Here is a 26,924-nt window from a genome sequence, read left to right as displayed (position 1 = left end):
AAAATGCCTGAATAAAAAAGCCCGTCAATGACGGGCTTTGGCGTTGCTGAAGGTGGCTTATACCGTGCCGGTTCCCCCATCAGAACACCAGATTTGTCCTGAGGAATAGCTGTTGTCGTTTGAGGCCAGCGTCACGTATATCGCGGCGATTTCCGCGGGTTGCCCCGGACGTTTCAGGGGAGCCTGCTCACCAAATGACTCAATTTTTTCCTGCGGCTGACCGCCTGAAATCTGCAACGGCGTCCAGTATGGCCCCGGTGCAACGCCGTTCACGCGGATGCCGTCCTCCGCGAGCTGTTTAGCCAGCCCTTTGGTGAAGGCCATGATCGAGGCTTTGGTTGATGAATAATCGAGCAAGTTATCGCTCGGTAAAAACGCCTGCACGGAGGTGGTATTAATGATCGAACCGCCGCGAGGAATGAATTCCAGCGCCGCTTTGGTTATCCAGAACATCGCATACACGTTAGTTTTGAACGTGGCGTCAAACGCTTCAGTGGTCAGATCCTTAATCGAATCACAGAACTGCTGACGACCGGCGTTATTGACCAGCAGATCCAGCCCGCCGAGTTTCTCTTCGGCCTCTTTCACCAGTTGCTGGCAGAATTTCTCGTCACGGATATCGCCCGGAATGGCGATCACTTTCCGCCCTTCGGCCCATAACAGATCGACCACTTCTTTGGCATCGGGCTCTTCGTCCGGCAGATAATTGATGGCGACCTGCGCACCTTCGCGGGCGAAGGCAATCGCCACCGCACGACCAATGCCGGAGTCACCGCCAGTGATCAGCGCTTTACGGCCTTCCAGCCGGGCACTGCCTTTGTAGGTTTTTTCGCCATGATCGGGTACCGGGTGCATTTTGCTGGCCAGCCCCGGAAACGGCTGCTTCTGATGCTCAAACGGCGGCGTCGGATACGCATCAACGTGAGGTTCATTCAGGGAAGTCGGGATTGTTTTGTTGTTCATAAACACTCCTTATTTTTAAAATGAATCTACAAAACGCATGTAGAAAAAGAATGAACCTTAACCATAGAACATACAGACAGGCTGGTTGAAATCATCGGACGGTTCTGAAGTCATATCAGCAACGGCACAGCCTTAAATGTCATCATGACCGGGCTGGCTGTTGCGCCATTTGCATTTCGACACAAAAAAACCTCCCAGCCTGCGCTCACTTTCTCGTTATTATCCTGCCCTACAGAAAAAGCACAGGCTTCGGCTTTACTGCTCATACAACGGACTGGCGGCATATCACCGAGGCAGGCATTAAGTTGATGGTTTTAACGGGATAATCTATGCGTCATTCTAAAATTGTTATGTTATCAGCCCTGGTTGTTTCATCGTTGTTACCTCTGGCTAACACGGCATTTGCCGCGTCAAACTCACATGAAATCAAATCGTTCTACGATGATTCCAAATTGTATTCCATCGGCGATCAGGTGCCTGCGCTGTACCGCACCAAACCCTATGAAATCGTCGGCTGGCAGGAACGTCACCTGCCTGCACCCGATGCGGGCAGCCACTGGACTTACATCGGCGGCAGCTACGCGCTGATCACCGACACCGACGGGAAGATCCTCAAAGCCGAAAACGGCGATATTTACTTCCAGTAATCTGTCATCAGGATTGCAAAGATAAGGCCTGAAGAGATTCGGGCCTTTTTTATTGAGGTTCCCGCACCGTAAATCGCACTTTCGAAAGTAATAAATAGCGGAAGTATCAAGCAAATAAACATATCATTACGCGTGAACAGGGATGGTTCACGCAGAGTTCTACGCCATACCACCGGATGAACAACGCGAACCATCAAAATTATCAATGAGCATTTGGCTCTATTCTCTCCGGGGCTCCCATGAGCGACTCGCAGCAACGCCATTCCGTGCGCAAGCACCCCATGAAACTCAGCACGTCAGTCAGCCTGATGATAAGCGCCGTGATTGCGTCTGTTTTGCTGGTTGTCCATATGCTCTATTTTGTTCAGGTGAGCGACACCACCCGCGATGGTGTGAAAGAAAAGGCCCTGGCCGTCGCCAGAACCATGGCAGATTTGCCCGAAACAAAACGCGCTCTGCTGCTGCCTCCTGACAGTAATATTATTCAGCCCATCGCCAGCGCAGTGCAAAAACGTAATGACCTGCTCTTTATTGTGGTCACCAATATGGATGGCATCCGTTATTCGCATCCGAATGCGGATGTGATCAGTCATCATTTTATCGGCGATGACATTAATCCGGCGCTGCTCGGCAACGAAAATGTCTCCATCAACAAAGGTACGCTCGACAAAGCGCTGCGCGTATTCACGCCGGTCTATGATGACCACCATAAGCAAATCGGTGTGGTTGCCATCGGGATTTCGCTGGTCAAAGTCACTGAGCAAATCAATAAAAGTCGCTGGAGTATTCTGTGGACGGTGCTTTTCGGCCTGATGGTCGGCGCGCTGGGCACTTACTGTCTGGTGAAATTGCTCAAACGTATTTTGTTCGGGCTGGAACCTTATGAAATTTCGACACTGTTTGAACAACGTCAGGCGATGTTGCAGTCGATCAAAGAAGGGGTGATAGCCGTCGACGATCAGGCGCATGTCACGCTGATCAACCAGACGGCGCGGCAGACTTTCCGTGAAACCGCCATCGACGTAACGCCGGACGCCGATTCCCTGCCACTTATCGCCAACCTTCGCGATGTGCTCAATACCGGCGTGCCGCGCCGTGACGAAGAAATCAACTTCAAGGGGCGTTTGCTGCTGAGCAACACCGTACCGGTACGCAACAACGGCGTCATCATTGGCGCGATATGCACATTCAGGGATAAAACCGAAGTCAGCCAGTTAATGCAGCGCCTGAGCGGCATGGTAAACTATGCAGATTCGTTGCGTGAACGTTCGCATGAATTCATGAACAAACTGCATGTGATCCTCGGATTACTGCACATGAAAAGTTATGCTCAGCTTGAGGATTACATTCTCAAAACGGCCAATAACTATCAGGCGGAAATCGGTTCACTGTTGCTGAAAATAAAGTCTCCGGTAATTGCCGGTTTCCTGCTCAGCAAGATGAACCGCGCATCGGACACCCGGCATCTGTTAACGCTCAGCGATGACAGTCTGCTGCCGGATAATAATAATGAAGATCAGGTGGCAGCACTGATTACCGTGCTGGGCAATCTGATTGAAAATGCGCTGGATGCGCTTGGCGATCAGCCTGATGGTGAAGTCAGCGTCTTGCTGCACTATCAGAATGGTTCGCTGGCCTGCATCGTCAGTGATGACGGGCCGGGCATTCAGCCGGAAAATATTGACGCAATATTCGAAAAGGGTGTGTCGTCGAAAGGCGATCAGCGGGGCATGGGACTTTTTCTTGCTAAACAGCAAGTGGAAAGCCTCGGCGGAACGATTACTGTAGAATCGGAACCTGATGTTTACACTCAATTTTTTGTACAACTTCCCTGGGATGCCGAGAGGACAAATTCTTGATCAATGTACTGATAGTTGATGATGATGCCATGGTGGCAGAGCTGAACCGATGTTATGTCGGCCAGATTGACGGCTTCGCGTGCTGCGGCACCGCGTCGACGCTGCAACAGGCGAAAGATCTGGTACTGAATTCAGAACTGTCTATCGACCTGATTTTGCTCGACGTCTATATGCAGCAGGATAACGGGCTGGATTTGCTGCCTGAACTGCGTAACGCCCGACGGCCTGTCGACGTCATTGTCATTTCTTCGGCTGCAGATGCAGAAACCATCAAAAAATCGCTTAATTATGGCGTGGTGGATTATCTGATCAAACCGTTCCAGTTTTCCCGTTTCGAGGAAGCACTGACCGGCTGGCAGCAGAAGAAAACACTGATGGATAATCAGCAGTATTACGAACAGTCAGACGTTGACCGGCTGATCCACGGCAACAATACTGCGGCGGCGGACACCAAAAAGTTGCCGAAAGGCTTAACGCTGCAGACATTACGCACCTTGTGTCAGTGGATTGATGCCCATCCGACAATGGAATTTTCCACGGATGAACTGGCAACGTCAGTGAATATTTCGCGGGTGTCTTGTCGTAAATACCTGATCTGGCTGGCACAGATGAACATTTTGTTCACCAGCATTCATTACGGCGTCACGGGCAGGCCGGTATATCGTTACCGTCTGCAGGCCGATCACTACTCGTTGCTGAAGCAGTACTGTCAGTAAGTCACCAGACGATAACAGTCATCCAGTGGCATGAAGGTAAACTGCCGCTGAGATGACAAGATAATCCGCCCGTCGCGGGTGACGAAAATCGCCTCGATGTGCGGAATCTGCGACATATATGCCAGACTCTTCTCCACGCCCATCCCGTACAGCAACGTTGTCCAGATATCCCCGTCTATTGAATCCTCAGAAATAATGGTCACGCTGAGCAGTTCGTTATCCAGCGGATAACCGGTTTTCGGGTCAAGGATATGATGATAACAGTGACCGTCCAGTTCGAAATAACGCTCGTAAATACCGGACGTCACCACCGATTTGCCGATGACGTTGATCACACCGATCAGCGCGTCCGGGTCAGAAAACGGTTTTTTCAGCCCAATCGCCCACGCCCCTTCCGCACCGGAACCCAGCGTTTGTACGTTACCGCCCAGATTGATTAATGCGTTCTCAACCTGTTGTTCCCGCAGGTAATCCCGCACGACATCGGCGATATAACCTTTGGCAATCGCCCCGAGGTCGATTTCCATTCCGGCTTTTTGCAGAAACACTGAACGGGTTTGTTCATCGAGGATCACGTCTTCAGGATCGGTCAGCGCCAGCAATGTCTTGATATCCTGAGCCGCCGGGATGGTGTGACCGTTGAAGCCGATTTTCCAGCGCTTGACCAGCGGGCCGATGGTGAAATTGAAATGGCTGTCCGGCAGGCAACTGATGGCTTTCGCACGGCGGATTAATGCATAGACCGGTTCGCTGACGGTGACAGGGTCACGTCCTGCGGCATGGTTAATCGCCATAATATCGGAGTGCGCGCGGTTCACCGTGAAGGTGTTTTCCTGCAATTTGATCAGCCTGAAAACGCCAGACGCCAGACTTTCGTTATGTTCAAACAGCTTGAGAAGAATGGGTGAACCCATCAAAACAGCGGAATAAGCATAAACACGATCGTCTGGCGTCATTGTAATACCCTGCGTGATAAACGGTTACCGCATCGCGAATTTCGCGGCGTTTTGCCCTGCAAGGATACCGAAGATAATGATATCTGCAACGGCATTACCGCCGATACGGTTGCCGCCGTGGATACCGCCAACCACTTCACCCGCCGCAAATGCGCCGCCGAGCACCTGTTGCTGCGCGTCCAGCACGCAGGTTTCGGTGTTGATGGTTACGCCACCCATGGTGTGATGCACGCCGGGTGCGATACGGATAGCATAGAACGGCCCCTGATTGATCGGGTGACGCAGCGCAGTTTTACGGCCAAACTCCGTGTCGTGCTGTTTATCCACGGCGACGTTGTAACTTTCCAGCGTTGCCAGGAAGGCATCGGAGTTCATTTCCAGTTTCGCCGCCAGATCACGTGGTGAACTGCCGCTGATAACAAACCCTTTCGCAATGTATTCATCAGCCGCTTTATTGTTCAGGCGCACCTGCTCGTCAAACACCACGTAAGCAAATTTCTCCGGCAATGCGATGATGTTCGCCGACACTTTGTCGCGGGTTTCCATTTCGTTGAAGAAGCGTTTTCCCGCCTGGCTGACCAGAATCGCCCCGCCGCCACGAATGGCTTCTGAAATCAGATAAGACGTGGTTTGTTCAACTGTCGGGTGGATCTGAATTTCGCCCATATCCACCGTGCCTGCGCCAATATTCCGCAGAATGGCGATGCCGCTACCGGTGGCGCCTTTGTGGTTGGTGGTCACGAAACCGTCCAGTTCAGGGCGATATTTCACCACCATTTCGCGGTTGGCGCTGAAACCGCCGGTGGCGACGATCACGCTTTTGGCATTAATCATCAGCACTTCATTGTCGTCATTGAGCAACTGCACGCCCTGTACCGCACCATCGGCATAACGGATTTCAGTGACCGACGTATCGAGCATCACGTCGATATTACGTTTGTTAAGATTCTTCACCAGACCGCTGATCAGGAAGCCGCCCACTGCACTGCGGTCCGCCGGACGGTGCGTGCGGTCGATGCTCATCCCGCCGGTAATGGTGATGTCGCTCAGTTCAATATGGTGATCGGCCAGCCATTCCACCGCCTGCGGCGCACGTTCGATGAACTCTTTCAGCAGCACAGTATTGTTTTTGAACTGACCGCCTTTCAGGGTTTCCTGATAGAACAGCTCTTTGCTGTCTTCGATGCCTTTCAGTTTTTGGAAACGGGTTTCCGCGGCGTTCATACCGACCGACGCTTTAATGGTGTTACCGCCGATGGTCGACATTTTCTCGACGATCAGGACTTTCGCCCCTTCGTCACAGGCCTGAATCGCTGCCGCCAGACCGGCACCGCCGCTGCCGACGACCACAACGTCGTAGTTTTGTGGTTCATTCAGGCTGCCGCCCTCTTCCAGCAACTGCGCTTTGCAGGATTTGGCGATGGCTTTGGAAACGGCTTTTTTCACCGCTTCACTCTGTTCCGTTGCGCCGGTCACCGCATCGACGTGCGGGCTGTTAGCGTCGAGAATACGGCTGCGGATAATTTCAAAGCTGGTGGTGAATTCCACATCTGTGTCCGCGCCCGCTTCCAGCGCGATATCCGTAATGCGGTCGGTTTCCAGACTGACGTTAACGGCCAGTTCATGCGCAGGATCCTGCACTTTTTCCCGGAACACACCGGCTTTGAATTTCTTCGAGGTCATGCTCATGTCGCGGATCATCGCGTCCACCAGCGAGAAACGCCACAGCGGTTCAGGAATGGTCAGGGCTTCGCGTTGTGTGCTGTCAATAAACAGGTCGAGTTTCTGATCGGCTGCGATACGGTCAGTCCAGTCCGGATAAGCGATGCAGGCTTTACCGATGGCGATCATGTCATAGCCGTGTTCAAGCGCCATTTCCGCATCGGATTTATTCACGATACCGCCCACGCCCATCACCGGAATTTTGGCCAGTGTGTCGGAACGCATCGCGACATATTTGTCGATCAGTGGCGTCGGATCCGTGGTATCAACAATGGAAGGACGCAGCGAGTAACCGAGGGAGAAATGCAGGTAATCCAGCCCGCGGGCAGCAAGCTGTTCCAGCAGATACATCGTGTCGGCAAAACGGATCCCCGGTTCTTCCAGCTCTTCTGGTGAGAAACGATAGCCGATGACGAAAGAGGAATCGGCGTATTTCTTCGCCATCTCATGGGTGATATCGAGAACAGCCAGCGGGAAGCGGGCGCGGTTTTCGCGGCTGCCGCCCCATTTGTCGTCACGCTGGTTGGAATTCGGCGAGAAGAATTGCTGGATCAGATAGGTGTTCGCGCCGTGGATTTCCACGCCGTCAAAACCGGCTTCAATCGCACGACGCACGCCTTCACCGAATTTGGTGATCATGCCGTCAACTTCATCTGCCGTCAGTGCCACCGGTGTGGCGGCACCGTCACGTGGTGCCGCCAGTGCGCTTGGCGCGACCGGCTGCTGGCCACCAATCAGTTTTGGCTCGCTCATGCGGCCACCGTGATAAATCTGCAAAAGGGCTTTTGAGCCCTGAGATTTCACGGCTGCGGCGATTTTTGCCAGACCGTCGATTTTGCTGTCGTTATCGATACCGATAGCGCCGGGGAATGCCAGACCTTTATCATCGACAAAACAGCATTCAACAATCACGGTGCCGATGCTGCCAGCACGGGCGCGGTAATATTCAACCAGCTCGCTGGTGACGGTGCCGTCGTAAAAGCCGGTGCAGGTGGTCATTGGCGCCATCAGAATGCGGTTTTTCAACTCAGTACCATTGGGCAGAGTGAACGGACTTAATAACAGGTGGTTGGTGCTCATAATAATTACTCCAAACTTTAAGGTTTTAAATTCTGAATTCGTTATCGGCGCGCTATTTTAGATAAGCGCAATGGAGTATTGATTTATTATTCGTTGTTTTTATTTCAATGCCGATGTCATGCCATTAATATAAGTTTATTTTTACTTCCAAAACTTATTACATTAGTTAATTAACTATTTATCTATTAACTTAACACCTGTTATATTAAAATTATGTTAACTGTTAAATTAAATAATCACATTAATGCAAACTACAATCTTATTTGTATTTAACTGATGAGATGATTATTACATCCTCCGGGCTTTTCCCTTCGGCAGATCACGGAACCCGCCCGCTGGCAAGAGGTGGCGGATCGCCTGATGAGGCAATGTGGCTGTGAATGACTCTCATTTTGCCCTACTCCATTTTTTGCTTTCCGTTACCCCGAAAGATACCCCCGTCACAAATTGCCCTTTAATTAATCAGGCAGGCTCTGCATAACGGTTTCATCCGATTTAAAAAAGAATTCAGCACCGTATTTTGTTGATCAAGATCAACAGTTAAAAATAGAGAAAACGCATTATATAAACATTTCCTCCCTCTTACGGGGAATAGTAAGCACTTAACAAAAATAACAATAACGAGGCAATTAACATGCCACTATTGAATAATTAAAAAAAAGATTAAGTAACTAAAAAAACCAAACGACATCTTACCTATGCATCATCACAATATTCCTAACTACCTAAGATAAATATTATGAGCGAAATATCAAAAACTGCGGTGAAAGAACCAGCGAAAAAAGCCGAATCCGGCAAAAAAAATCGCTGGATCTTTATGGTACTTCCCGTGCTGGTGTCCGTGCTGTTGCTGCTCGTTCCTGTACCTGCCGGTCTGGAACCTCATGCCTGGCACTTCTTCGCCATCTTTGTGGGCGTCATTATCGGTCTGATCTTCGAGCCATTGCCGGGGGCCGTTATCGGCTTAACCGGTGTGGTGGTCATCGCCCTTTTCAGCCAGTGGTTGCTTTTCAGCCCGGCTGAGCTGGCGGATCCTAAGTTCAAAACCGCAGCACAGTCCTTCAAATGGGCGGTCAGTGGTTTTGGCAACTCCACGGTATGGTTAATCTTCGGCGCGTTCATGTTTGCCGCCGGCTACGATAAAACCCAGTTCGGCCGCCGTCTGGCGCTGATTCTGGTGAAGTATCTTGGCCGCCGCAGCCTGACGCTCGGTTATGCCATCACCTTTGCTGATCTGTTACTGGCACCCTTCACACCGTCCAACACCGCGCGCAGCGGCGGCACGATCTACCCGATCATTGCCAATCTGCCGCCGTTGTATGGCTCAAAACCGAACGACCCGAGCGCACGTAAAATCGGTTCTTACCTGATGTGGGTGGCGATCACCGCAGCCTGTATCACCAGTTCGATGTTTCTCTCTGCACTGGCGCCTAACCTGCTGGCGCTGGGTATCGTGAACAGCGTAACCGGTATCAACATTTCGTGGGGCACCTGGTTCATCGCCTTCCTGCCGGTCGGTCTGCTGCTTCTGTTGACTATGCCGCTGCTGGCGTACTGGTTCTACCCGCCGGAAGTGAAAATCAATGACGAAGTGCCGCGCTGGGCAACCGCAGAACTGGCAAAACTGGGCAGAATGTCCCGTCACGAAATCCTGCTGCTGGTGTTCGTCTGCTGTGCGCTGGCGATGTGGATTTTCGCTGCGAGCTTTATCGAACCGGCCATGGCTGCTTTGCTGGTCGTGGTACTGATGCTGTGGACCGGCGTTCTGAACTGGAACGACATCACCAGCAACAAACCGGCCTGGAATACCTTCGCCTGGTTCGCCACGCTGGTAGCGCTGGCTGACGGCTTATCCCGCACCGGTTTCATCGCCTGGCTGGGTAAAGAAGGCGCAGCACTGATGGGCGGTATCTCCCCGGGCGCGGCGACAATTGCCCTGCTGCTGGCGTTCTACCTGCTGCATTACCTTTTCGCCAGCACCACGGCGCACACCACCGCCCTGTTACCGGCTATGCTGACCATCGGCGCGGCAATCCCTGGCATTAACATGCAGGTATTCTGTTTGCTGATGGTGACGTCTCTGGGTGTTATGGGGATCATCACACCTTACGGTACCGGCCCAAGCCCGATTTATTACGGCAGCGGTTATCTGCCAACCAAAGATTACTGGCGTCTCGGCACTATCTTCGGAGCCATCTTCCTGATTGCCTTACTGGTCATCGGTTATCCGTGGATGATGATGATGTTCTGATTGTGGCGATAAAATCACCCACAAAGCATTAACAGAGCATTTACTGAAAGAAAACATATAAACCCCGTTGCCAGCCTGTGTATTTGGCTGGCAACATACAGAACGAATATAAACGTCGCCCCGAACACCCCTGCTATACCGCGTCAACAGTCCCACCCGTGGCGGCAAAAACGGAAAAAGTGAGAAAACAATGTCGAACAAACCGTTCTATTATCAAAATCCCTTCCCCGTTTCCAAAGATGACACCGAATATTATCTGCTGACCAAAGAACATGTCTCCGTCAGCACCTTCGACGGCGAAGAAGTGTTAAAAGTGGAACCGCAGGCGTTAACGCTTCTCGCGCAACAGGCGTTCCACGATGCCTCTTTCATGCTGCGCCCGGCACATCAGCAACAAGTGGCTTCCATTCTTCATGACCCGGAATCCAGCGAAAACGACAAATACGTTGCGCTGCAATTCCTGCGTAATTCTGAAATTGCGGCCAAAGGCATTCTGCCGACCTGTCAGGACACCGGCACCGCAATCATCATGGGTAAAAAAGGGCAGCGCGTATGGACCGGCGGCGGCGACGAAGCCAGCCTGTCTCAGGGTGTGTATAACACTTTCATCGAGGATAACCTGCGCTATTCCCAGAATGCCGCACTGGATATGTACAAAGAGGTAAACACCGGCACCAACCTGCCTGCACAAATCGACCTCTACAGTGTCGATGGTGATGAGTACAAATTCCTGTGCATCGCCAAAGGCGGCGGTTCTGCCAACAAAACCTACCTGTATCAGGAAACCAAAGCGCTGATTACCCCGGCGAAGCTGAAAGATTACCTGGTTGAGAAAATGCGCACGCTGGGCACGGCAGCCTGTCCGCCGTACCATATCGCGTTCGTGATTGGCGGTACGTCTGCTGAAGCAACGCTGAAAACCGTAAAACTGGCGTCCACCCATTACTATGACGGTCTGCCAACGGAAGGTAACGAACACGGTCAGGCATTCCGCGACGTCAATCTGGAACAGGAACTGCTGGTGGAAGCCAACAATCTTGGTCTCGGCGCGCAGTTCGGCGGCAAATACTTTGCCCACGATATCCGCGTAGTACGTCTGCCGCGTCACGGTGCATCCTGTCCGGTCGGGATGGGCGTTTCCTGCTCCGCAGACCGTAATATCAAAGCCAAAATCAATCGTGACGGTATCTGGATCGAAAAACTGGAAGACAATCCGGGCCAGTACATCCCTGAAGCCCTGCGTGAGCAAGGCGAAGCGGGTGTGGTGAAAGTTGACCTGAATCGTCCGATGCCTGAAATCCTGGCGCAACTTTCTGAATATCCGGTATCTACCCGTCTTTCCCTGAGCGGTACGATTATCGTTGGTCGTGACATCGCACACGCCAAACTGAAAGAGCGTCTGGATAACGGCGAAGGCTTGCCGCAATACATCAAAGATCACCCGATCTACTACGCAGGCCCGGCGAAAACCCCGGAAGGATACGCTTCTGGTTCTCTCGGCCCGACCACCGCAGGACGCATGGATTCTTACGTGGATCTTCTGCAATCCAACGGCGGCAGCATGATCATGCTGGCCAAAGGTAACCGCAGCCAGCAGGTGACCGACGCCTGCCATAAACACGGCGGTTTCTATCTCGGCAGTATCGGTGGCCCGGCAGCGGTGCTGGCGCAGCAAAGCATCAAGAGCCTGGAATGCGTGGAATATCCTGAATTAGGAATGGAAGCCATCTGGAAAATCGAAGTCGAAAACTTCCCGGCATTCATTCTGGTGGATGACAAAGGCAACGATTTCTTCCAGCAAATTCATGCAAATACCTGCGCGAAGTGTGTGAAATAAACGCCTGCTGAAAGACAAAAGGCCTGCCAGAAATGGCGGGCCTTTTTTATGGGTAACATGTCGCAAATCAGCGCATTTACGACATCATGTAAATCACGAGACCTTCTGTCACTATGCCCAGTGCAGTGCCGATGAGTATTGAGGAAGACGCGGATTCCACATAGGTGTCGCTGCGCACGGCGAACATGCCTGCAGCAATGGCGGAAGGCGTTGCGCCGATGATCACCACCTGCTGCATCAGCGTATGGCTCAGCCCAAATGCCAGACCGGCAGCGGCCATAATCGCGGGCTGGATCAGGTTTTTCATGCCGATGTTAGTGACCGTATGAATATTCAGCGTCGGGCGCTCGCCGAAGAACAGCAGACCCAGCGCGAACAGCGAAATCCCGCCTGCGGTTTTACCCATCATTTCCACCGACGAAGACAGCAGTTCCGGAATTTTAATGCCGGCCAGACTCATCACCACACCCAGCACCGGGATCCAGACAATCGGATTGCGTACGGCTTTGAACAGATTATTCAGGATCATCTTGCCGAGGCTGCCCTGTTGAGCCAAATCGCTGTTTTTGTCACCCATGCGGATCAACACAATCGTCAGCGGGATCATCAGCACGCTGGTGATAAGATTACCGACCAGCACCCCCAGAAAACCTTCCGGCCCGATAAGCACCGCCAGTACAGGCGCGCCAAAGTAAGCCATATCCGGGAACGCGCAAACCAGCGACTGAATGGCGCTGGTTTTGATGTCATGGCGGAAAAACCAGCGCGAGATGCACAACGTCAACAAATAAGAGCCCATCAGGCCAATCACCAACACTGCCATAAACGATAAATTCTGAATCTTGGCCGGATCAGTATGTAATGCACCGATAAAAAGATGTAATGGCAGCGCGAAACGGATCACTACCGTGGCTAATACCGTAGCATCGTCACGTTTCATATAACCCAGTTTTCCGCTCAGCCAGCCTAATACCATAATAAACACTAAAGGAAATAATGAGGATAAGAGTAATGTCGGCATAATATGACCTTTTCTTTATTATTGTTGATGAGATAATTGAAGGAACAAAATGGCGGTTAGTTATATTATTTAAAAACCAACATCATTGTGACCCATGTCACATCTGCCTTTATGGCAATAATAACAATAATTACTTAATAAGAAATTACATAAAATACAATGAGTTATAATTAAACCATTAATTTCACTTAAACATCATATAATTTATTTACTCAACTTGAACCATCCGGAAACATTCAAAAACATTCAAAAACATTATGCAGAACTCATCACTAAAAAAGTATTAAAACGTTTTTGTAATTTAAGTAACCGGAATCAGTGCCTGTGTCGTGTTATAAAAAACAAATAATAAACAATCATCTTATTCAGGCTGCTATGGCCATTGGTTTTATTTTGGTAGTTCATACACTAATTCGACCGGTTATAGGATTTTACTGTGAGGGATCCGGCAACGGAAAATAACGTACCGGAAATTAACTGAGTTCAAATGTTCTAAGGCTTAATGATGTTAAAAAAACGCCCGCTCTACACCCACTACACAGGTTCATTATTACTCGAAAACCCGCTGCTCAATAAAGGCTCGGCCTTCAGCCGTGATGAACGTCTGGCGCTCAATCTTAACGGACTGCTGCCCAATCAGGTTGAAACTATCAACGAACAGACTGACCGCGCTTATTCTCAATTCTCTGATTTCAAACGTGATATCTCCAAGCATGTCTACCTGCGCAATATTCAGGACACCAACGAAACCCTTTTCTACAATCTGGTGAATTCACATCTGGAAGAAATGCTGCCGATTATCTACACCCCGACGGTCGGCGAGGCCTGCGAACACTTCTCCGATATATACCGCCGTGCCCGTGGCCTGTTCATCTCTTATCCTGATCGCGAGCATATCGATGAAATGCTGCAAAACTTCTCCAAAAATGACATCCGGGTGATCGTTGTCACCGACGGCGAGCGCATTCTGGGACTCGGTGATCAGGGGATTGGCGGCATGGGCATTCCTATCGGCAAGCTTTCGCTTTATACCTCCTGCGGTGGGATCAACCCGGCCAACACGCTGCCGATCATGCTTGATGTCGGAACGAATAACGCCCAGCGCCTCGACGATCCGCTGTACATGGGCTGGCGCCACCCGCGCATTACCGACGGCGAATACAATGAATTCATGGATATGTTCATTCAGGCGGTAAAAACCCGCTGGCCGGATGTCCTGCTTCAGTTCGAAGACTTCGCGCAAACCAATGCTATGCCACTTCTGGAGCGCTACCGCGAGGAGTTGTGCTGTTTCAATGATGATATTCAGGGCACCGCGGCGGTCACGCTGGGCTGTCTGATTGCCGCCAGTCATGCCGCAGGCACCCGGCTACGCGACCAGCGGGTCACCTTCCTCGGCGCAGGCTCTGCCGGTTGCGGTATCGCTGAGAAAATCATCGCGCAAATGGTGGCAGAAGGTGCTTCCGAAGACGAAGCGCGCAGTCAGGTCTTTATGGTGGATCGGTTTGGCCTGCTGACAGATGACATGCCGAATTTGCTCGATTTCCAGCGCAAACTGGTGACAAGTAAAAACAAAATCAGCCACTGGAATGCGGACAGCCAGAATATCTCGTTGCAGGACGTGGTGCATCATTCCAAACCAACCATTCTGATTGGCGTTTCCGGGCAACCGGGGCTGTTTACCGAAGAGATCATCCGCGAGATGCATCACAACTGCCATCATCCAATCATCATGCCGCTCTCTAACCCGACTTCCCGTGCAGAAGCCCGTCCTCAGGACGTGATCGCCTGGACCGAAGGTGCCGCGCTGATGGCGACAGGCAGCCCGTTCGCACCGGTACATTATCAGGATCACACGTACCCGATCCCGCAATGTAACAACGCGTATATTTTCCCCGGGCTGGGGTTAGGCATTCTGGCGTCGGGAGCGCGCCGCGTGACCGATAGCATGTTGCTGGCTGCCAGTCAGGCGCTGGCCAGCCTTTCTCCGCTGGCAACCACCGGAAAAGGGTCATTATTACCGGCTATTGCCGATATTCAGCATGTGTCTAAAATCATTGCCGCCGAAGTGGCGCGCGTCGCGCAACGGGAAGGCGTGGCACCGGAAGTTTCAGAAGATGAGTTACAGAGTCGTCTCACCAGCGAATTCTGGAAACCGGAATACCGGTCTTATAAACATTCGTCGTTCTGATGTGTATGGCCGGTACCTCGTACCGGCCTGTTGCGCACTGACATCGTTAAAGCTCCGCTTTCCCCGGATTATCAAAGCCTACCCGCCCGACAAACGGCAAACGCAACGCCGGATTCTTCACATCAATGCCCAGGTTCAGCCCCAGCACATTGACTTCAATGCCCTCTTCCACGCCCAGCGTCACACCCAGCAGTCCCAGCAAAGAAACCTGCACGCCGCGCCCGGATGGCGGTAAACCGATCGGATTGGTAATGCCGCGGTAATCTTTGCCGATCGCATTGGAAGGAAGATCAAGCTGCAGATCCGGCACTTCACGGCCGATGTGGGCGATAAACGTATTGCTGTTTGGCCCCGGCCACGCGTGATAGGTATGCGGATACGGGTAACTTTTGATCGCCGCTTCTATTTTGGGGATCATAATCTGCGCCTGCGCGCCGCGGTGATCAACCAGTATACGGGGCTGCGAGCCAAACCAATACCCATCTGGAATAGCATAATCGCGGCGTACTACGTTGGTGCTGCCCCAGCTGATCACGTCATAACGGGTGAACTCTGTTTCCCCTTCACGTTTGTAAATTATCCACGGATGCACCGCCACCAGCCCGCGCCAGCCATAAGTCGGTGCAGCATAAATCTGGATAATAGCGATACTTTTCAGTCTGGCAGGATCCGGCGCAATACCGGCTGAAGTCCGTCGTGCCGTTGACCAGCTCTGGCCTGCAGGTTCTGTCCGTGTTTGTGTCGCTTTCGCGTAGCTGTATCCGAAAGACAGCAGTAAAACCAGAACAAACCCGAGACTTACCCATTTTATGGCGATCATGCTTTATTCACCTTTGCCGGTCCGTTCAAAAGAACAACGGTACTCATTCACCGAGAGGCTGGCAACGTGAAAGTCTGTTGTAAATCACAAAATTTGCTGCAAATAGCCGATTGGGATTTTTCAAACATTACATTCAATTTCTGGCGACCGTGATAACCCGCGCACATGCCGGGCGGCAGCCAGGATAGCTTGTTTGTGATTGGGGGAATGCCAGGGGATAGAAACGTGAATCATGCGATGTTGCAAAATATATGGAAAAATGCGGATGACTGATGTCAGCCTGATCTGTAAAGTGCAATGCCACTCCTGGCACCCAAACTATCATTATCTTTTTTCCCGGGTACAGGATGGTACGGCACTCTTCCTTATGGGCGATTTCAATCAGCCTCGAGGTTGAGTTTATTAAGGTATGAAGCGCGCCCATGTCGGGAAATTTGACTAATTAGAGTAACGATAAGATGAAAATGAAATTCATACCGCCAATCATTGTACTGGCAGGTGCTGTCGGTTTTATGGTGTGGTTCTTTGTTAGCGGAGCTGCAATGCCTGGCGGCTGAAAGAACATCAATAAATGTGAGGCGTTTTTTGCAGACAGGTCTCTATTACTTCAGATGCACCTGCAATTAAGTTAAGAAGGGCTGTATCTCGTTTGAGAATTTGAAAAAGCACCGTCACCAGGCGGTTATTTTATGTTTAACGTTACCAGCCCTGAAGCCGTCGTATCGCGAGTTGTAAAGCAACGTTGGGTCTGCCATTTGTGTCTATAGCCTCGTCCTGCGCGCGCTTGAGGCATAAGACTATGCGTCCCGCGCTAAAGTCTTCCCCCGCCTGAGCAAACATTAAGCAGCATTCGCCTACCATCCTGCACCCTTCTCCAAAAGCCGAATTCTTACCTTGCATAATTACTCCAGTAAACAGTAAACCTGAACATCAGATTTAACATAATAACTGAAATAATTGGATAAAGTTTGCGCAATGCATGAATTTCATCCCATTCTCATCTGAATTGCTCAAAACGGCAGTGAATTTTCTTTAATTACTAAACCCATTTCATTAAGCCAAATTCCCGGGAGCGGCTAGTATGTTTTCGGGAGCATCGCTCTCGTTCCAAAACTAAATATTTAGTGATGATTCACTGGCCTTCGTTCGCGAGGGCTTTTTTGCGTCCCAATACTGACCTCATGCAGCGAACACAGCTATTTATGGGCAGTTATCCTTTTGATTGGATAATTATTACTCCGCTATGCTTATCTGGTTCTACCCGATCAAATTTCAAAACTGATGTTTATTGCCCGCCTGTCGCGGGCATCTTTTTAAGATGTACAGTGTGTCATCAAACACCTGGTTGCCAGCATCGTTAACAATGAACGTTACCACGCCTTCAACCACAATCGCGCCATAGTCACTGGGCTCACAGGTGATTGAAGCCGCCTTTCAGCAGTCCATAAAGTCCCCGTCCATCATCAGGCCTCCGCCGGCGCGTCCCGGTTATCTATCAGTCCGGCGGCCAAAATCAGACTCCAGCCCATTGTTGCAGCCGCCTTGCTGACTCATACTGCCCGTAACACTGAAGAGATTTCGCGCATTAAATGAAAACAATAAATTGACGTTAACGCTTTGATTATAAAAGGATGAATATGACTGACTCTAAGAAAGCATTGATCATCGGCGCATCACGCGGTATCGGTTTGGGTGTGGTGGATGTACTCGCAAAACGCGGCTGGCAGGTTACCGCCACAACACGTGATGCCGTTCCGGCCAAAACACCGGCGGCTGTTGAATGGGTAAAACTGGACATCAATAAATCCGAAGCGCGGGAAGCGGTGAAAGACGCGCTGTCCGAAAGCCATTTTGATCTGATTTTTGTGAATGCAGGCGTATTTGGTCCGGATCATCAGGATATTGATCAGGCCAGCGACGAAGAAATTATTCAGCTATTTTTGACTAACGCCATTTCCCCTGTGCGTTGCGCCAGTGAATTACTGCCTTTCCTGAACCACCGTACCGGTGTGCTGGCGCTGATGACCTCTGAGCTGTCGAGTCTCAATGAGAATGACGTGGCAACTTATCCGCTTTATTCCGCCAGTAAAGCTGCGCTGAATATGCTGACCCGCGGGTTGCAGGCACAGATTGAAAAACAAGAACTGACGCTGCTTTCCGTGCATCCGGGCTGGGTACAGACCGATATGGGCGGTGAAAATGCCACGCTGACCGTGGCCGAAAGCGCCATCGGCATCGTTGATCAGTTCGAAGCCTGGCGCGGCAAAGGTGGCCATCACTTTGTTGAATATTCAGGCCGTGAACTGCGCTGGTAAATATGAAGTGAGCTGACAAAGGGCTTGATCAGTTTTTGTGTTAATGCCACCATTAGGAAATAAACGTTTCCTAATGGTGGCATTTTTTATGGCATTCCCTTCACCGAAGGATCGCGGTCGTCCGCGTGAATTCGATACTGAACTTGCACTGGATAACGCCATGACGGTATTTCGCGAAAAAGGCTTTCATGCGGCGTCCATCAGCGATCTGAGTCAGGCCATGAACCTTACTGCAGGCAGTATTTACAAAGCCTTCAGCGATAAAAGGACCCTGTTTCTCAACGTATTTGAACGTTACACCTCGCGGCGAAATACCCAGTTACGCCAGCAAATTGAACGCATCTCCACCGGCCGCGAACGCATTGCCGAAGTGCTGCGCTTTTACCTGCGTTCTTCTCATGAAATTGAAGGCCGCCGCGGGTGTCTGGTCGTCGGCAGCACCGTCGAATTACTCACGCTGGATGAGGAACTCGCCGCACTGGTGCGTCAGGCTATTATGCGCAATAAATTGTTCCTGACCTCCCTCATTGAACAGGGCCAGCAAGACGGTTCTGTCACCCCGGATATCGATGCGCAGGCCGCGTCATCCCTGATGTTATGGATTGTTTTGGGCATGCGTGTCGCCGGTAAAGTCGAAAACCATCACGCCAGCGAAACCACGCTGGAACTGGCGCTTAAAATTCTCGATTAAAAATTTTTTCTCATTTAGGGAATGATTATTTCCTAAATATGACTATAACGGAGATTGGCTATGAACGAGATGACCCCTTCTGTTGTTGTTACTGCCGAACCTTTTGCAGTGGCTGACCCCATCCTTTGCGGTTTTACCCATCGCTACGCCACGGTCGAAGGCGTGAGGATGCATTACGTCAGCGGCGGTAATCCGCAAGGCAAAGTCTTGCTGTTGCTGGCGGGTTTTCCGCAAACCTGGTACGCATGGCGTAATGTGATGAACGCGCTGGCACAGGATTTCTGGCTGGTGGCACCAGACCTGCCCGGTCAGGGTGATTCGGATCGCCCGCAGACCGGTTACGACACACAAAGTCTGGCGCAGAAAATCCACGGGTTAATGCAGCTTCTCGGGCATAAGCGTTACTCGCTGGCAGCGCATGACGTCGGCGCGTGGGTCGCTTATCCCTGCGCGGCGATGTATGGCGAGGAAGTACAACATCTGGCGCTGCTGGATGCGGGGATCCCCGGAATCACCTTGCCGGACGTGCTGCCGGTCACACCGGACAAATCGTGGAAAACCTGGCATTTTGCCTTCCACACATTGCCTGATTTGCCTGAAGCGCTGATCGCCGGTAACGAACGTGTGTATCTCGACTGGTTTTTGCGCCGGAAAACCGCTGCGCCGGATGCCTTCACAGATGACGATATCAGCGAGTATCTGCGGGTGTTCCTCAAAAGCGGCGGCCTGCGCGCCGGGCTGGCGTATTATCGTTCGGTTACTGAATCTGCGGAACAGAACCGCACACTTAACCGTGCCGGAAAATTAAAAATGCCGGTACTGGCGGTCAGCGCCGATCAGGGTTCGATCCCGGATATGGCCGTTCCCCTGCGCGCTTTCGCTGAAAATGTCACCGGCATCATCATCCCTCACAGCGGCCATTTCATTCCGGAGGAACAACCGGAAGTCTTAGCCCGTCACCTGCATAGTTTCTTCACAATGTGAGATGAAGATTTGCTGAACTTTTTATGATAAACATACAACTCGGATTGTTTGTTAATAATTTGTATCCACAATAATTGCCGGGCTAACGAGTTTTCAAAAACCACAGACACGGCATCTTTCATTTTTCAGGGATTTGTCATGTCTGCTGCTTCCGGTAATTCAGACTCACTGTTACGGCACCGCTCGTTTGTCGCTTTCTGGATCGCCCGTGCAGCGTCCAGCTTTGGTTTCCAGATGCTTTCCATCGTGGTGAGCTGGCAGATTTATTCGATCACCGGCAGGGCGTTTGATCTCGGGCTGATCGGGTTGGTGCAGTTTTTACCTTCCGTCGCGCTTGCGCTGGTGGCAGGCCACGTTGCCGATCAGTTTGACCGCCGCCGCGTGGTACTGCTCGGGCAAATCGCCGAATGGGTGGCGATTGGCTCGCTGGCTTATCTGACGCTGACACATCACGTCAATGAAGTGGTCGTGCTCGGACTGATTTTCGTGATTTCGACTGCCAAAGCGATGGAAGCCCCTTCCTTACAGTCGATGTTGCCCGCGCTGGTGCCACCGAATTTGCTGGCCCGCGCAATGGCCGCCACCAGCGTTTCCGGACAGGCCGCGTCGATGGTTGGCCCGGCGCTGGGTGGCTTTCTGTATGTCGCGGGCGCGGGTGTGGCGTACGCCGTGTGCGCCTGTCTGTATCTGTTATCTATCGTAATGGTCAGCCGTTTACGCTATGAACAGGCACAGCCACATCGTGTACCAGCAACCTTCAAAACGCTGTTCGCAGGCATTGGTTTTATCCGCGCCCGCCCGGACGTGCTGGGCGTGATTTCGCTCGACTTGTTCGCGGTTTTACTCGGTGGCGCAACCGCCCTGCTACCCATTTTCGCTCACGACATTCTGCATACCGGTCCGTGGGGATTAGGCTTGCTACGTGGCGCACCGGCGGTCGGCGGTCTGATCGTCGGGTTCTGGCTGAGCCACCGCGCACTCAACCGTAATGTCGGAAAAATTATGTTCGCCGCCGTCGCCGGTTTCGGTGCCGCCACACTGGTTTTCGCGTTTTCCACTTCGCTCTGGTTATCGATGCTGGCGCTGTTTGCTCTCGGCGGTTTCGATATGATCAGCATGGTGATCCGCGGTGCGCTGGTACAGCTTGATACACCGGATGACATGCGCGGTCGTGTCAGCGCCGTGAACTCCATCTTCATCAACACCTCGAATCAGCTCGGTGAATTTGAATCCGGTCTGCTGGCCGCCTGGGTTGGCGCAGTTCCCGCCGCAGCCATCGGCGGTGTCGGCACGCTGATCGTGGTCGGATTGTGGATGACCTGGTTCCCCGGCCTGCGAAAAAGGCAGAAGCTGGAAAATGAAGTCGTTGAAGCTTAATCGCATCACGACACGCAAATCAGCGCCGTCCCTCTCATGAGTAGACGGCTGGGATGGCGTTATGCGTTTTAACGAGTTGCTCTGACTGGAATAATTCAATAATCCCCAATATAATCAGCTCATTCATTCACCAACGTTATATAAGGAGGATTGCCATGCTGACCCGTGAAGTTTTTTTAATTTCACTCGTCCTTAGCGATCGTCACTGCTCAGGCATTTCCGGCACCGTGCCGCGATAACCTGCTTGAGCGAAGCTAACTGACAACCTGAGAACTTCCCTCCGGCTTACCGGTTATCGTCGGCTTTTCTGACGACAGGCATCTTTGTGCCTGAAAACCTGAGTAAGCATTCATGACGACTTTATTATCCGCACAATCTTTATCTTTCGATAACGCCTTCGGCCCGTTGCTGGCTGAGATTTCCTTCGGCCTGAAAAAAGGCGACCGCATTGGTCTCATCGGCCATAACGGCTGCGGCAAAAGCACCTTGCTGAAAATCCTCAGCGGTGAACTGGCGGCCTCCTCCGGCACCGTGACACTGGCGAATCAATGCCTGATGGCGCGCGTCGAACAGCATCTTCCCGCAGAACTCAATGATTGTACCCTGCTGGAATCGGTGCTCGGTCATCTGCCCGGCAGCCTTCATCAGCCCGAACCCTGGCAGGCGCAGGTGCTGCTTTCGGACCTGGGTTTTGATGAAAATGCCTGGGAACTGACGGCGGGTACGCTCAGTGGCGGCCAGCATACCCGTCTGCTGCTGGCGCGGGCGCTGATCCACCAGCCGGATTTACTGCTGCTCGATGAGCCAAGCAATCATCTGGATCTGCCGACATTACTGTGGCTGGAGCAGTTTCTGAAAAACTGGGCGGGCAGCTTTGTGCTGGTTTCCCATGACCGCAGTCTGCTGGACAGCGTAACCAACTCAACCTGGATCCTGCGCGATAAAACGCTGCAATTTATCCGCCTGCCTTGTACCCAGGCACGTCAGGCGCTGGAAGAAAAAGACATTGCCGACGCACTGCGTCGTAAAGCGGAGCAAAAGGAAATTGACCGCGTGACACTGAGCGCCAAACGGCTGGCCGTCTGGGGCAGCGTTTACGACAATGAGGGACTGGCGCGCAAGGCCAAGCAAATGGAAAAACACGTGGTGCGCATGAAGGAAGATCAAACTGATGTCACCGCAGGCAATCAGTGGAAACTTCGCCTGAACGGCGAAGCGCTGGCGGCGGATCGCGTGCTGGCGCTGGCTGATTTACAGGTGCGACCGGCGCCTGATGCCCCGGTGCTGTTCACCCTTGATGAAATGCGGGTGAAGAGCGGCGATCGTATCGCGCTGGTCGGGCGTAACGGTTGCGGTAAATCATCCCTTCTGCACAGTTTGTGGCAGGCGTTTATCTGCCCGGAAACGACGGTCAAAGGCGTGATTTTCCACCCGCGCGTGCGAATGGGTTATTACGATCAGAACCAACATCAATTGCAGGATAACGATTCGCTTTCTGATGCCCTGGCGCATTTCGCGCCGCTGACCGAAGAACAGCGAAAAATGGCGCTGATTGGCGCGGGATTTCCGTATATCCGTCATCAGCAAAAAGTGAGCACGCTCAGCGGTGGCGAACGTTCACGGCTGCTGTTTATCGGCCTGACGCTGGCGAACTATTCCCTTTTGTTACTTGATGAGCCGACCAACCATCTGGATCTGGAAGGTAAAGAGGAGCTGGCGGAAACGCTGAAAACCTTCAGCGGCGCAGTGCTGATGGTTTCCCATGACAGGACGCTGATCGAGCAAAGCTGCAATCGCTTCTGGCTGATAGACCAGCAGCGTCTGGAAGAATGGCATTCCCCCGCGCCGGTGTATGCGATTCTGGCAGGCACGGTTCCTCGTGCCGACGCGCCGGTGTCGGACGTGAGGCTGGAAAGCGTGGTGATTCAGGAAACTGAAGAGGAACGCTTGCTGGCGACACTGATGGCGCTGGAAAACAAGCTGGAAGACGACCTGGCGCGCAAACCAAAGCATCAGAAACCGGAATTGCAACGCCAGTGGCAACAAAAGATTGATGAACTGAATGCGTTGCTGGATCTGCTTTAAAGACATATGTTAAGAAACTGTATATTGATTTTTACTTACACAACGCATTGCTGTTCCTGCCGGAGAAATTATGTTTAACGTTTTACGTGCTGAGCCTAAAACCACCTTCGAATACGGCCCGTTCCGTATCCGCCGCATGCGCCCCGGGAAAATTCTGCCCGAAAATAGCGATGATGCATTCGGACCGCTCAGTGTTATCGATCATGCCAACCTGGAACTGGGTACGCTGGTGAAAATGCATGAGCATAACAACGATGAAATCTTCAGCTATATGTGGCGCGGTTCGATGGTGCACGAAGATTCTGCCGGTCATCGGATATCGCTCTCACCGAAAAAGCTGATGATGATGAATGCCGGAGAAAGCTTCTGGCATGAAGAATCCACACCGCTGGTGCCCGCCGAAATGTTGCAGATTTTCATTCGTCCGCGCAAAGCAAATCTCGAGAGTCGTGTGCAGTTCATGGAACGTCCGGACGGCGTAAAGCAAAACGAATGGACGCTGCTGGCCGCGCCGGAAGGGATTGAATCCCCATTGGAAATTCGTCAGGCAGTATATGTTTATGACATCCGCATGGATGAAAATACCACCACGGAAATTCCGGCACATCCGGGATTTGCACAGTGGTTGTATGTCATGGATGGCGAAATCAGCATTGCGGACGTCAGCCTGTCAAAAGGTGATGCGATCAGTGATGAGGAAAGTGCATTGCCTGCCGCCTCGGCAAAAAAAGAAACCACCCTGGTGTGTTTCCTCGTTTGTCTGGGTGCGGAAGCCATTCTGGAAGGGGCGATTAGCGGAAAGTAATTAAAATCTGGCAGTTAAAATATAAAAGCCCCAGTCGTTAAACCGGGGCTTTTAAGGTACTACCAAATTAATATTTAACATTCATCAACTTAATTACATATTACAACTTCTAAAGATGCACATATTTTCACAGGATATATTTTGAAGCCAGGTAACGCTATCCTCCTATAATTTTGTGGAATAACATCGGTATCCTGTTAATTTCACTTATACCGGTTTTCAGTCGGAATAAATGAGTACATCACCCTCGCGATATATACTCTTTGATGCGTGACCTTACTCTCGTCGCGATATTCTCGATTTCAGACTTAACGTACCCAAATCGCGAACATTACTCTGACTAACAAGGCGTTACATCATCGCGTTTTCTTCCACATCATGCGATTTTACAGCTTTACTGCATGGCCTTAAAGCATCATCTCACGGATTTTAAATGACAATCCGGTGTTGAATCACCCAAACTAAAATACTTCGTGGCCTTTATCGCATCTCATTACTTGCAAGTTTATCAACCTGCTAAATGCACCGCGAAATAAAATTTTCATCCCATTTCTCTCTGGTGCTGAGTTCTAATCTACTCGTTATAAATCGTGTGTCAACCCTGTATTTACGAACAGGTTTTTTAATCTATGCCATATTAGAAAACATAATGAAATCTGTGACCTATACCAAAGATATTGATAAGGCAAGTAACCAAAAAGTCGAATAAAAATAATCCTGCGTGCACATCTCCTGCCTCCCCGCCCCGCTGAACGTGATAACAACTACTTTTGTACCAGCAAGCTAGTTCAACAGTGTACATCAGTGCTCAAATCCACTATATTGCTGCGCTCATGGCCCTGACCGCAGCATAAACGCGCGATTTTCGGACAATTTTCATATCAAATCTTTTACAGCAATTCACTTAACGAATCGTGATAAAAGCCACGCGAGGATCCGCACTATGGCGACGCTTTCCGTGACCGCTCCGCAGCATTCTGTATTGGGTGGCGCAATGATTATCGGTGGAACTATCATCGGCGCAGGGATGTTTTCTTTGCCAGTGGTGATGTCCGGAGCCTGGTTTTTCTGGTCAGTTGCCGCATTGATTTTTACCTGGTTTTGTATGCTGCACTCCGGCCTGATGATCCTCGAAGCGAATCTTAACTATCCTGTAGGGTCGAGTTTTAATACCGTCACCGGCGATTTGCTGGGGAAAAACTGGAACCGGCTGAATGGCATGACCATCGCGTTCGTGCTGTATATCCTGACTTACGCTTATATTTCTGCCAGCGGTTCGGTTATTCAACATACGCTGCGCGAAATGGCAGTGAGCTTTTCTCCCCGCCTCGGCGGCCTGCTGACCGCACTGGCAGTTGCGTTTATTGTCTGGCTCAGCACCCGCGCCGTGAGTCGCATGACCGCAATTGTGCTGGGTGCCAAAATCATCGCCTTCTTCCTGACATTTGGCAGCTTACTGTGGCACATCAAACCGGTAAATTTGCTTAACAGCGTGGAGCTGAACCCGAGTTACACACCGTATGTGCTGGCGACGCTGCCGTTTTGTCTCGCCTCGTTTGGCTATCACGGTAACGTACCGAGCCTGATGAAATATTACGGCAAGAACCCGCAGATCATCAAAAAATGCCTGTTGCTGGGTACCCTTATGGCGCTCGGGCTGTATGTCATCTGGATGCTGGGCACGATGGGTAACATTCCACGCACGGCGTTTATTGGCATCGCCGAACGTGGTGGCAATATTGATGTGCTGGTGCAATCGCTGAGTCAGATCCTCAACAGTGCGGGGCTGGATTTGCTGCTGACCATTTTCTCCAACTTCGCCGTGGCCTGTTCATTCCTGGGCGTGACGCTCGGATTATTCGACTATCTGGCTGACCTTTTCAAATTCGACGACAGCCGTACCGGTCGATTTAAAACCGCACTGATCACTTTTGTGCCGCCAATCATTGGTGGTGTGATCTACCCGGATGGTTTTATTTACGCGATTGGTTTTGCCGGTCTCGCCGCCACGGTCTGGGCGGTGATTGTTCCGGCACTGATGGCACGGGCATCACGCCAGCGCTTCGGCAGCCCGCTCTACCGTGTATGGGGCGGCAATAAAATGATTGTGCTGGTGCTGTTGTTTGGCGTACTGAATGCGGTAGTGCACATTCTGTCGAGCGTAAATTTACTGCCGGTATATCGTTAAATGATTTCCACCCGTTTTGTCCGTCGGACAGAGCTGGTGCATCAAAAGACATAGGGTATAGCAAAGACAGAGGTGAGGCAGGAAGGATTTCTGAAGGCAATCACATCACGCAGCCTGCTCTTTGCTTAATACAAACAGGCCGCGATCATAGAGAAGGTCGTTAACGTTACGCTTTATTCACTGAAACAATTTCTTTGATGAAGGTGAAGTTCGAATCGCCGTGATCAGTTTTGATCGTCGGGTAAATTCTTTCGCCTTTCTTCACAAAGCCAGTGACTTCATGGGTTGAGCCGTTCTTGACAGTAAAGCTATCGCCAACACTGATGGAACTTGCAACTTCGCTCATAACAATCCTTAACTCTTACTTCATTGAACTTCAATAAACCCGTGTGTTGCTGATCGATGGTAGGCTTTTA

Annotated in this window: 20 protein-coding genes; 14 read left to right on the top strand and 6 right to left on the bottom strand. The window is 51.3% G+C overall.

The window, feature by feature from the left end; genetic code table 11:
- Positions 1–57: 57 nt before the first annotated feature.
- Positions 58–963, bottom strand: a complete 906-nt coding sequence (locus tag EX31_RS01195) for an SDR family oxidoreductase (RefSeq protein ID WP_037032933.1) — start codon at positions 961–963, stop codon at positions 58–60.
- 329 nt (positions 964–1,292) lie between these two features.
- Between EX31_RS01195 and EX31_RS01190 the strand changes: the two genes are divergently transcribed.
- From EX31_RS01190 to dcuR, 3 genes are all read left to right on the top strand, one after another.
- A complete protein-coding gene (locus EX31_RS01190; RefSeq protein WP_013578291.1) occupies positions 1,293–1,610 on the top strand; it encodes an RcnB family protein in 318 nt (105 codons plus the stop codon).
- Positions 1,611–1,849: 239 nt separating this feature from the next.
- Positions 1,850–3,469 (top strand): sensor histidine kinase, encoded by a 1,620-nt coding sequence (locus EX31_RS01185; RefSeq protein ID WP_037032932.1) that lies wholly within the window; start codon positions 1,850–1,852, stop codon positions 3,467–3,469.
- Positions 3,466–4,185, top strand: coding sequence for a two-component system response regulator DcuR (gene dcuR / locus EX31_RS01180; protein WP_014416701.1), 720 nt, complete (start codon positions 3,466–3,468; stop codon positions 4,183–4,185). The genes EX31_RS01185 and dcuR overlap by 4 nt, the downstream gene beginning before the upstream one ends.
- Here dcuR and EX31_RS01175 read toward each other — a convergent pair.
- Positions 4,179–5,141 (bottom strand): FAD:protein FMN transferase, encoded by a 963-nt coding sequence (locus EX31_RS01175; protein WP_037032931.1) that lies wholly within the window; start codon positions 5,139–5,141, stop codon positions 4,179–4,181. The genes dcuR and EX31_RS01175 overlap by 7 nt on opposite strands.
- A 24-nt stretch (positions 5,142–5,165) precedes the next feature.
- Entirely contained in the window at positions 5,166–7,943 is a 2,778-nt protein-coding gene (locus EX31_RS01170; RefSeq protein WP_037032930.1) for a flavocytochrome c, read from the bottom strand.
- A gap of 739 nt (positions 7,944–8,682) precedes the next feature.
- Here EX31_RS01170 and EX31_RS01165 point away from each other — a divergent pair.
- Positions 8,683–10,194: an anion permease gene (locus tag EX31_RS01165; RefSeq protein WP_013578286.1), complete on the top strand. Its 1,512-nt coding sequence runs from the start codon at positions 8,683–8,685 to the stop codon at positions 10,192–10,194.
- A 190-nt stretch (positions 10,195–10,384) separates the two neighbouring features.
- Entirely contained in the window at positions 10,385–12,031 is a 1,647-nt protein-coding gene (gene fumA / locus EX31_RS01160) for a class I fumarate hydratase FumA (protein ID WP_013578285.1), read from the top strand.
- 76 nt (positions 12,032–12,107) lie between these two features.
- Here fumA and EX31_RS01155 read toward each other — a convergent pair whose 3' ends face one another.
- Positions 12,108–13,052: an AEC family transporter gene (locus EX31_RS01155; protein WP_037032926.1), complete on the bottom strand. Its 945-nt coding sequence runs from the start codon at positions 13,050–13,052 to the stop codon at positions 12,108–12,110.
- A 505-nt stretch (positions 13,053–13,557) separates the two neighbouring features.
- Between EX31_RS01155 and EX31_RS01150 the strand changes: the two genes are divergently transcribed.
- Complete coding sequence (locus EX31_RS01150; RefSeq protein WP_156106950.1) at positions 13,558–15,243, top strand: NAD-dependent malic enzyme; 1,686 nt, start codon at positions 13,558–13,560, stop codon at positions 15,241–15,243.
- A 46-nt stretch (positions 15,244–15,289) separates the two neighbouring features.
- Here the strand turns inward: EX31_RS01150 and EX31_RS01145 are convergent, their stop codons facing one another.
- Positions 15,290–16,063 (bottom strand): DUF3750 domain-containing protein, encoded by a 774-nt coding sequence (locus tag EX31_RS01145; RefSeq protein ID WP_013578282.1) that lies wholly within the window; start codon positions 16,061–16,063, stop codon positions 15,290–15,292.
- A 165-nt stretch (positions 16,064–16,228) separates the two neighbouring features.
- On the opposite strand from EX31_RS01145, the gene EX31_RS26530 reads away from it, so the two are divergent.
- The 8 genes from EX31_RS26530 (at position 16,229) to mtr (ending at position 26,508) form a co-directional block, all read left to right on the top strand.
- Positions 16,229–16,336, top strand: a complete 108-nt coding sequence (locus tag EX31_RS26530; RefSeq protein WP_134705385.1) for a DinI-like family protein — start codon at positions 16,229–16,231, stop codon at positions 16,334–16,336.
- 1,364 nt (positions 16,337–17,700) lie between these two features.
- Positions 17,701–18,378 carry an SDR family oxidoreductase gene (locus EX31_RS01135; protein WP_037032921.1) on the top strand — a complete coding sequence of 226 codons (678 nt, stop codon included), beginning with the start codon at positions 17,701–17,703 and terminating at the stop codon, positions 18,376–18,378.
- 88 nt (positions 18,379–18,466) lie between these two features.
- Complete coding sequence (locus tag EX31_RS01130) at positions 18,467–19,069, top strand: TetR/AcrR family transcriptional regulator (protein ID WP_231576010.1); 603 nt, start codon at positions 18,467–18,469, stop codon at positions 19,067–19,069.
- Between the two features lie 60 nt (positions 19,070–19,129).
- The gene (locus tag EX31_RS01125; RefSeq protein WP_037032917.1) at positions 19,130–20,053 is read left to right on the top strand and encodes an alpha/beta fold hydrolase; all 924 of its coding nucleotides are present in this window, start codon (positions 19,130–19,132) and stop codon (positions 20,051–20,053) included.
- Between the two features lie 138 nt (positions 20,054–20,191).
- Positions 20,192–21,430, top strand: a complete 1,239-nt coding sequence (locus EX31_RS01120; protein WP_013578276.1) for an MFS transporter — start codon at positions 20,192–20,194, stop codon at positions 21,428–21,430.
- Between the two features lie 351 nt (positions 21,431–21,781).
- Positions 21,782–23,515 carry an ABC-F family ATP-binding cassette domain-containing protein gene (locus tag EX31_RS01115; RefSeq protein WP_037032915.1) on the top strand — a complete coding sequence of 578 codons (1,734 nt, stop codon included), beginning with the start codon at positions 21,782–21,784 and terminating at the stop codon, positions 23,513–23,515.
- A gap of 70 nt (positions 23,516–23,585) precedes the next feature.
- On the top strand, positions 23,586–24,320 hold the full coding sequence (locus EX31_RS01110) for a pirin family protein (RefSeq protein WP_014416696.1): 735 nt from the start codon (positions 23,586–23,588) through the stop codon (positions 24,318–24,320).
- Positions 24,321–25,263: 943 nt separating this feature from the next.
- Positions 25,264–26,508: a tryptophan permease gene (mtr, locus tag EX31_RS01105; RefSeq protein ID WP_037032912.1), complete on the top strand. Its 1,245-nt coding sequence runs from the start codon at positions 25,264–25,266 to the stop codon at positions 26,506–26,508.
- 166 nt (positions 26,509–26,674) lie between these two features.
- Here mtr and EX31_RS01100 read toward each other — a convergent pair whose 3' ends face one another.
- Positions 26,675–26,854, bottom strand: coding sequence for a hypothetical protein (locus EX31_RS01100; protein WP_013578204.1), 180 nt, complete (start codon positions 26,852–26,854; stop codon positions 26,675–26,677).
- Positions 26,855–26,924 lie beyond the last annotated feature (70 nt).

The sequence above is a fragment of the Rahnella sp. WP5 genome (genome assembly GCF_000745615.1).
GTDB classification, from domain to species: Bacteria; Pseudomonadota; Gammaproteobacteria; order Enterobacterales; family Enterobacteriaceae; genus Rahnella; species Rahnella aceris.
Note: the sequence above shows the minus strand (reverse complement) of the source record. Positions and strands in the feature narration are given on the sequence as shown.

Bases quoted from the DNA above. Each gene is read 5' to 3' on its own strand.
- EX31_RS01195 (WP_037032933.1), bottom strand. From the start codon at position 963: ATGAACAACAAAACAATCCCGACTTCCCTGAATGAACCTCACGTTGAT.
- EX31_RS01190 (WP_013578291.1), top strand. From the start codon at position 1,293: ATGCGTCATTCTAAAATTGTTATGTTATCAGCCCTGGTTGTTTCATCG.
- EX31_RS01185 (WP_037032932.1), top strand. From the start codon at position 1,850: ATGAGCGACTCGCAGCAACGCCATTCCGTGCGCAAGCACCCCATGAAA.
- EX31_RS01175 (WP_037032931.1), bottom strand. From the start codon at position 5,141: ATGACGCCAGACGATCGTGTTTATGCTTATTCCGCTGTTTTGATGGGT.
- EX31_RS01170 (WP_037032930.1), bottom strand. From the start codon at position 7,943: ATGAGCACCAACCACCTGTTATTAAGTCCGTTCACTCTGCCCAATGGT.
- EX31_RS01165 (WP_013578286.1), top strand. From the start codon at position 8,683: ATGAGCGAAATATCAAAAACTGCGGTGAAAGAACCAGCGAAAAAAGCC.
- fumA (WP_013578285.1), top strand. From the start codon at position 10,385: ATGTCGAACAAACCGTTCTATTATCAAAATCCCTTCCCCGTTTCCAAA.
- EX31_RS01155 (WP_037032926.1), bottom strand. From the start codon at position 13,052: ATGCCGACATTACTCTTATCCTCATTATTTCCTTTAGTGTTTATTATG.
- EX31_RS01150 (WP_156106950.1), top strand. From the start codon at position 13,558: ATGTTAAAAAAACGCCCGCTCTACACCCACTACACAGGTTCATTATTA.
- EX31_RS01145 (WP_013578282.1), bottom strand. From the start codon at position 16,063: ATGATCGCCATAAAATGGGTAAGTCTCGGGTTTGTTCTGGTTTTACTG.
- EX31_RS26530 (WP_134705385.1), top strand. From the start codon at position 16,229: ATGCCGGGCGGCAGCCAGGATAGCTTGTTTGTGATTGGGGGAATGCCA.
- EX31_RS01135 (WP_037032921.1), top strand. From the start codon at position 17,701: ATGACTGACTCTAAGAAAGCATTGATCATCGGCGCATCACGCGGTATC.
- EX31_RS01130 (WP_231576010.1), top strand. From the start codon at position 18,467: ATGGCATTCCCTTCACCGAAGGATCGCGGTCGTCCGCGTGAATTCGAT.
- EX31_RS01125 (WP_037032917.1), top strand. From the start codon at position 19,130: ATGAACGAGATGACCCCTTCTGTTGTTGTTACTGCCGAACCTTTTGCA.
- EX31_RS01120 (WP_013578276.1), top strand. From the start codon at position 20,192: ATGTCTGCTGCTTCCGGTAATTCAGACTCACTGTTACGGCACCGCTCG.
- EX31_RS01115 (WP_037032915.1), top strand. From the start codon at position 21,782: ATGACGACTTTATTATCCGCACAATCTTTATCTTTCGATAACGCCTTC.
- EX31_RS01110 (WP_014416696.1), top strand. From the start codon at position 23,586: ATGTTTAACGTTTTACGTGCTGAGCCTAAAACCACCTTCGAATACGGC.
- mtr (WP_037032912.1), top strand. From the start codon at position 25,264: ATGGCGACGCTTTCCGTGACCGCTCCGCAGCATTCTGTATTGGGTGGC.
- EX31_RS01100 (WP_013578204.1), bottom strand. From the start codon at position 26,854: ATGAGCGAAGTTGCAAGTTCCATCAGTGTTGGCGATAGCTTTACTGTC.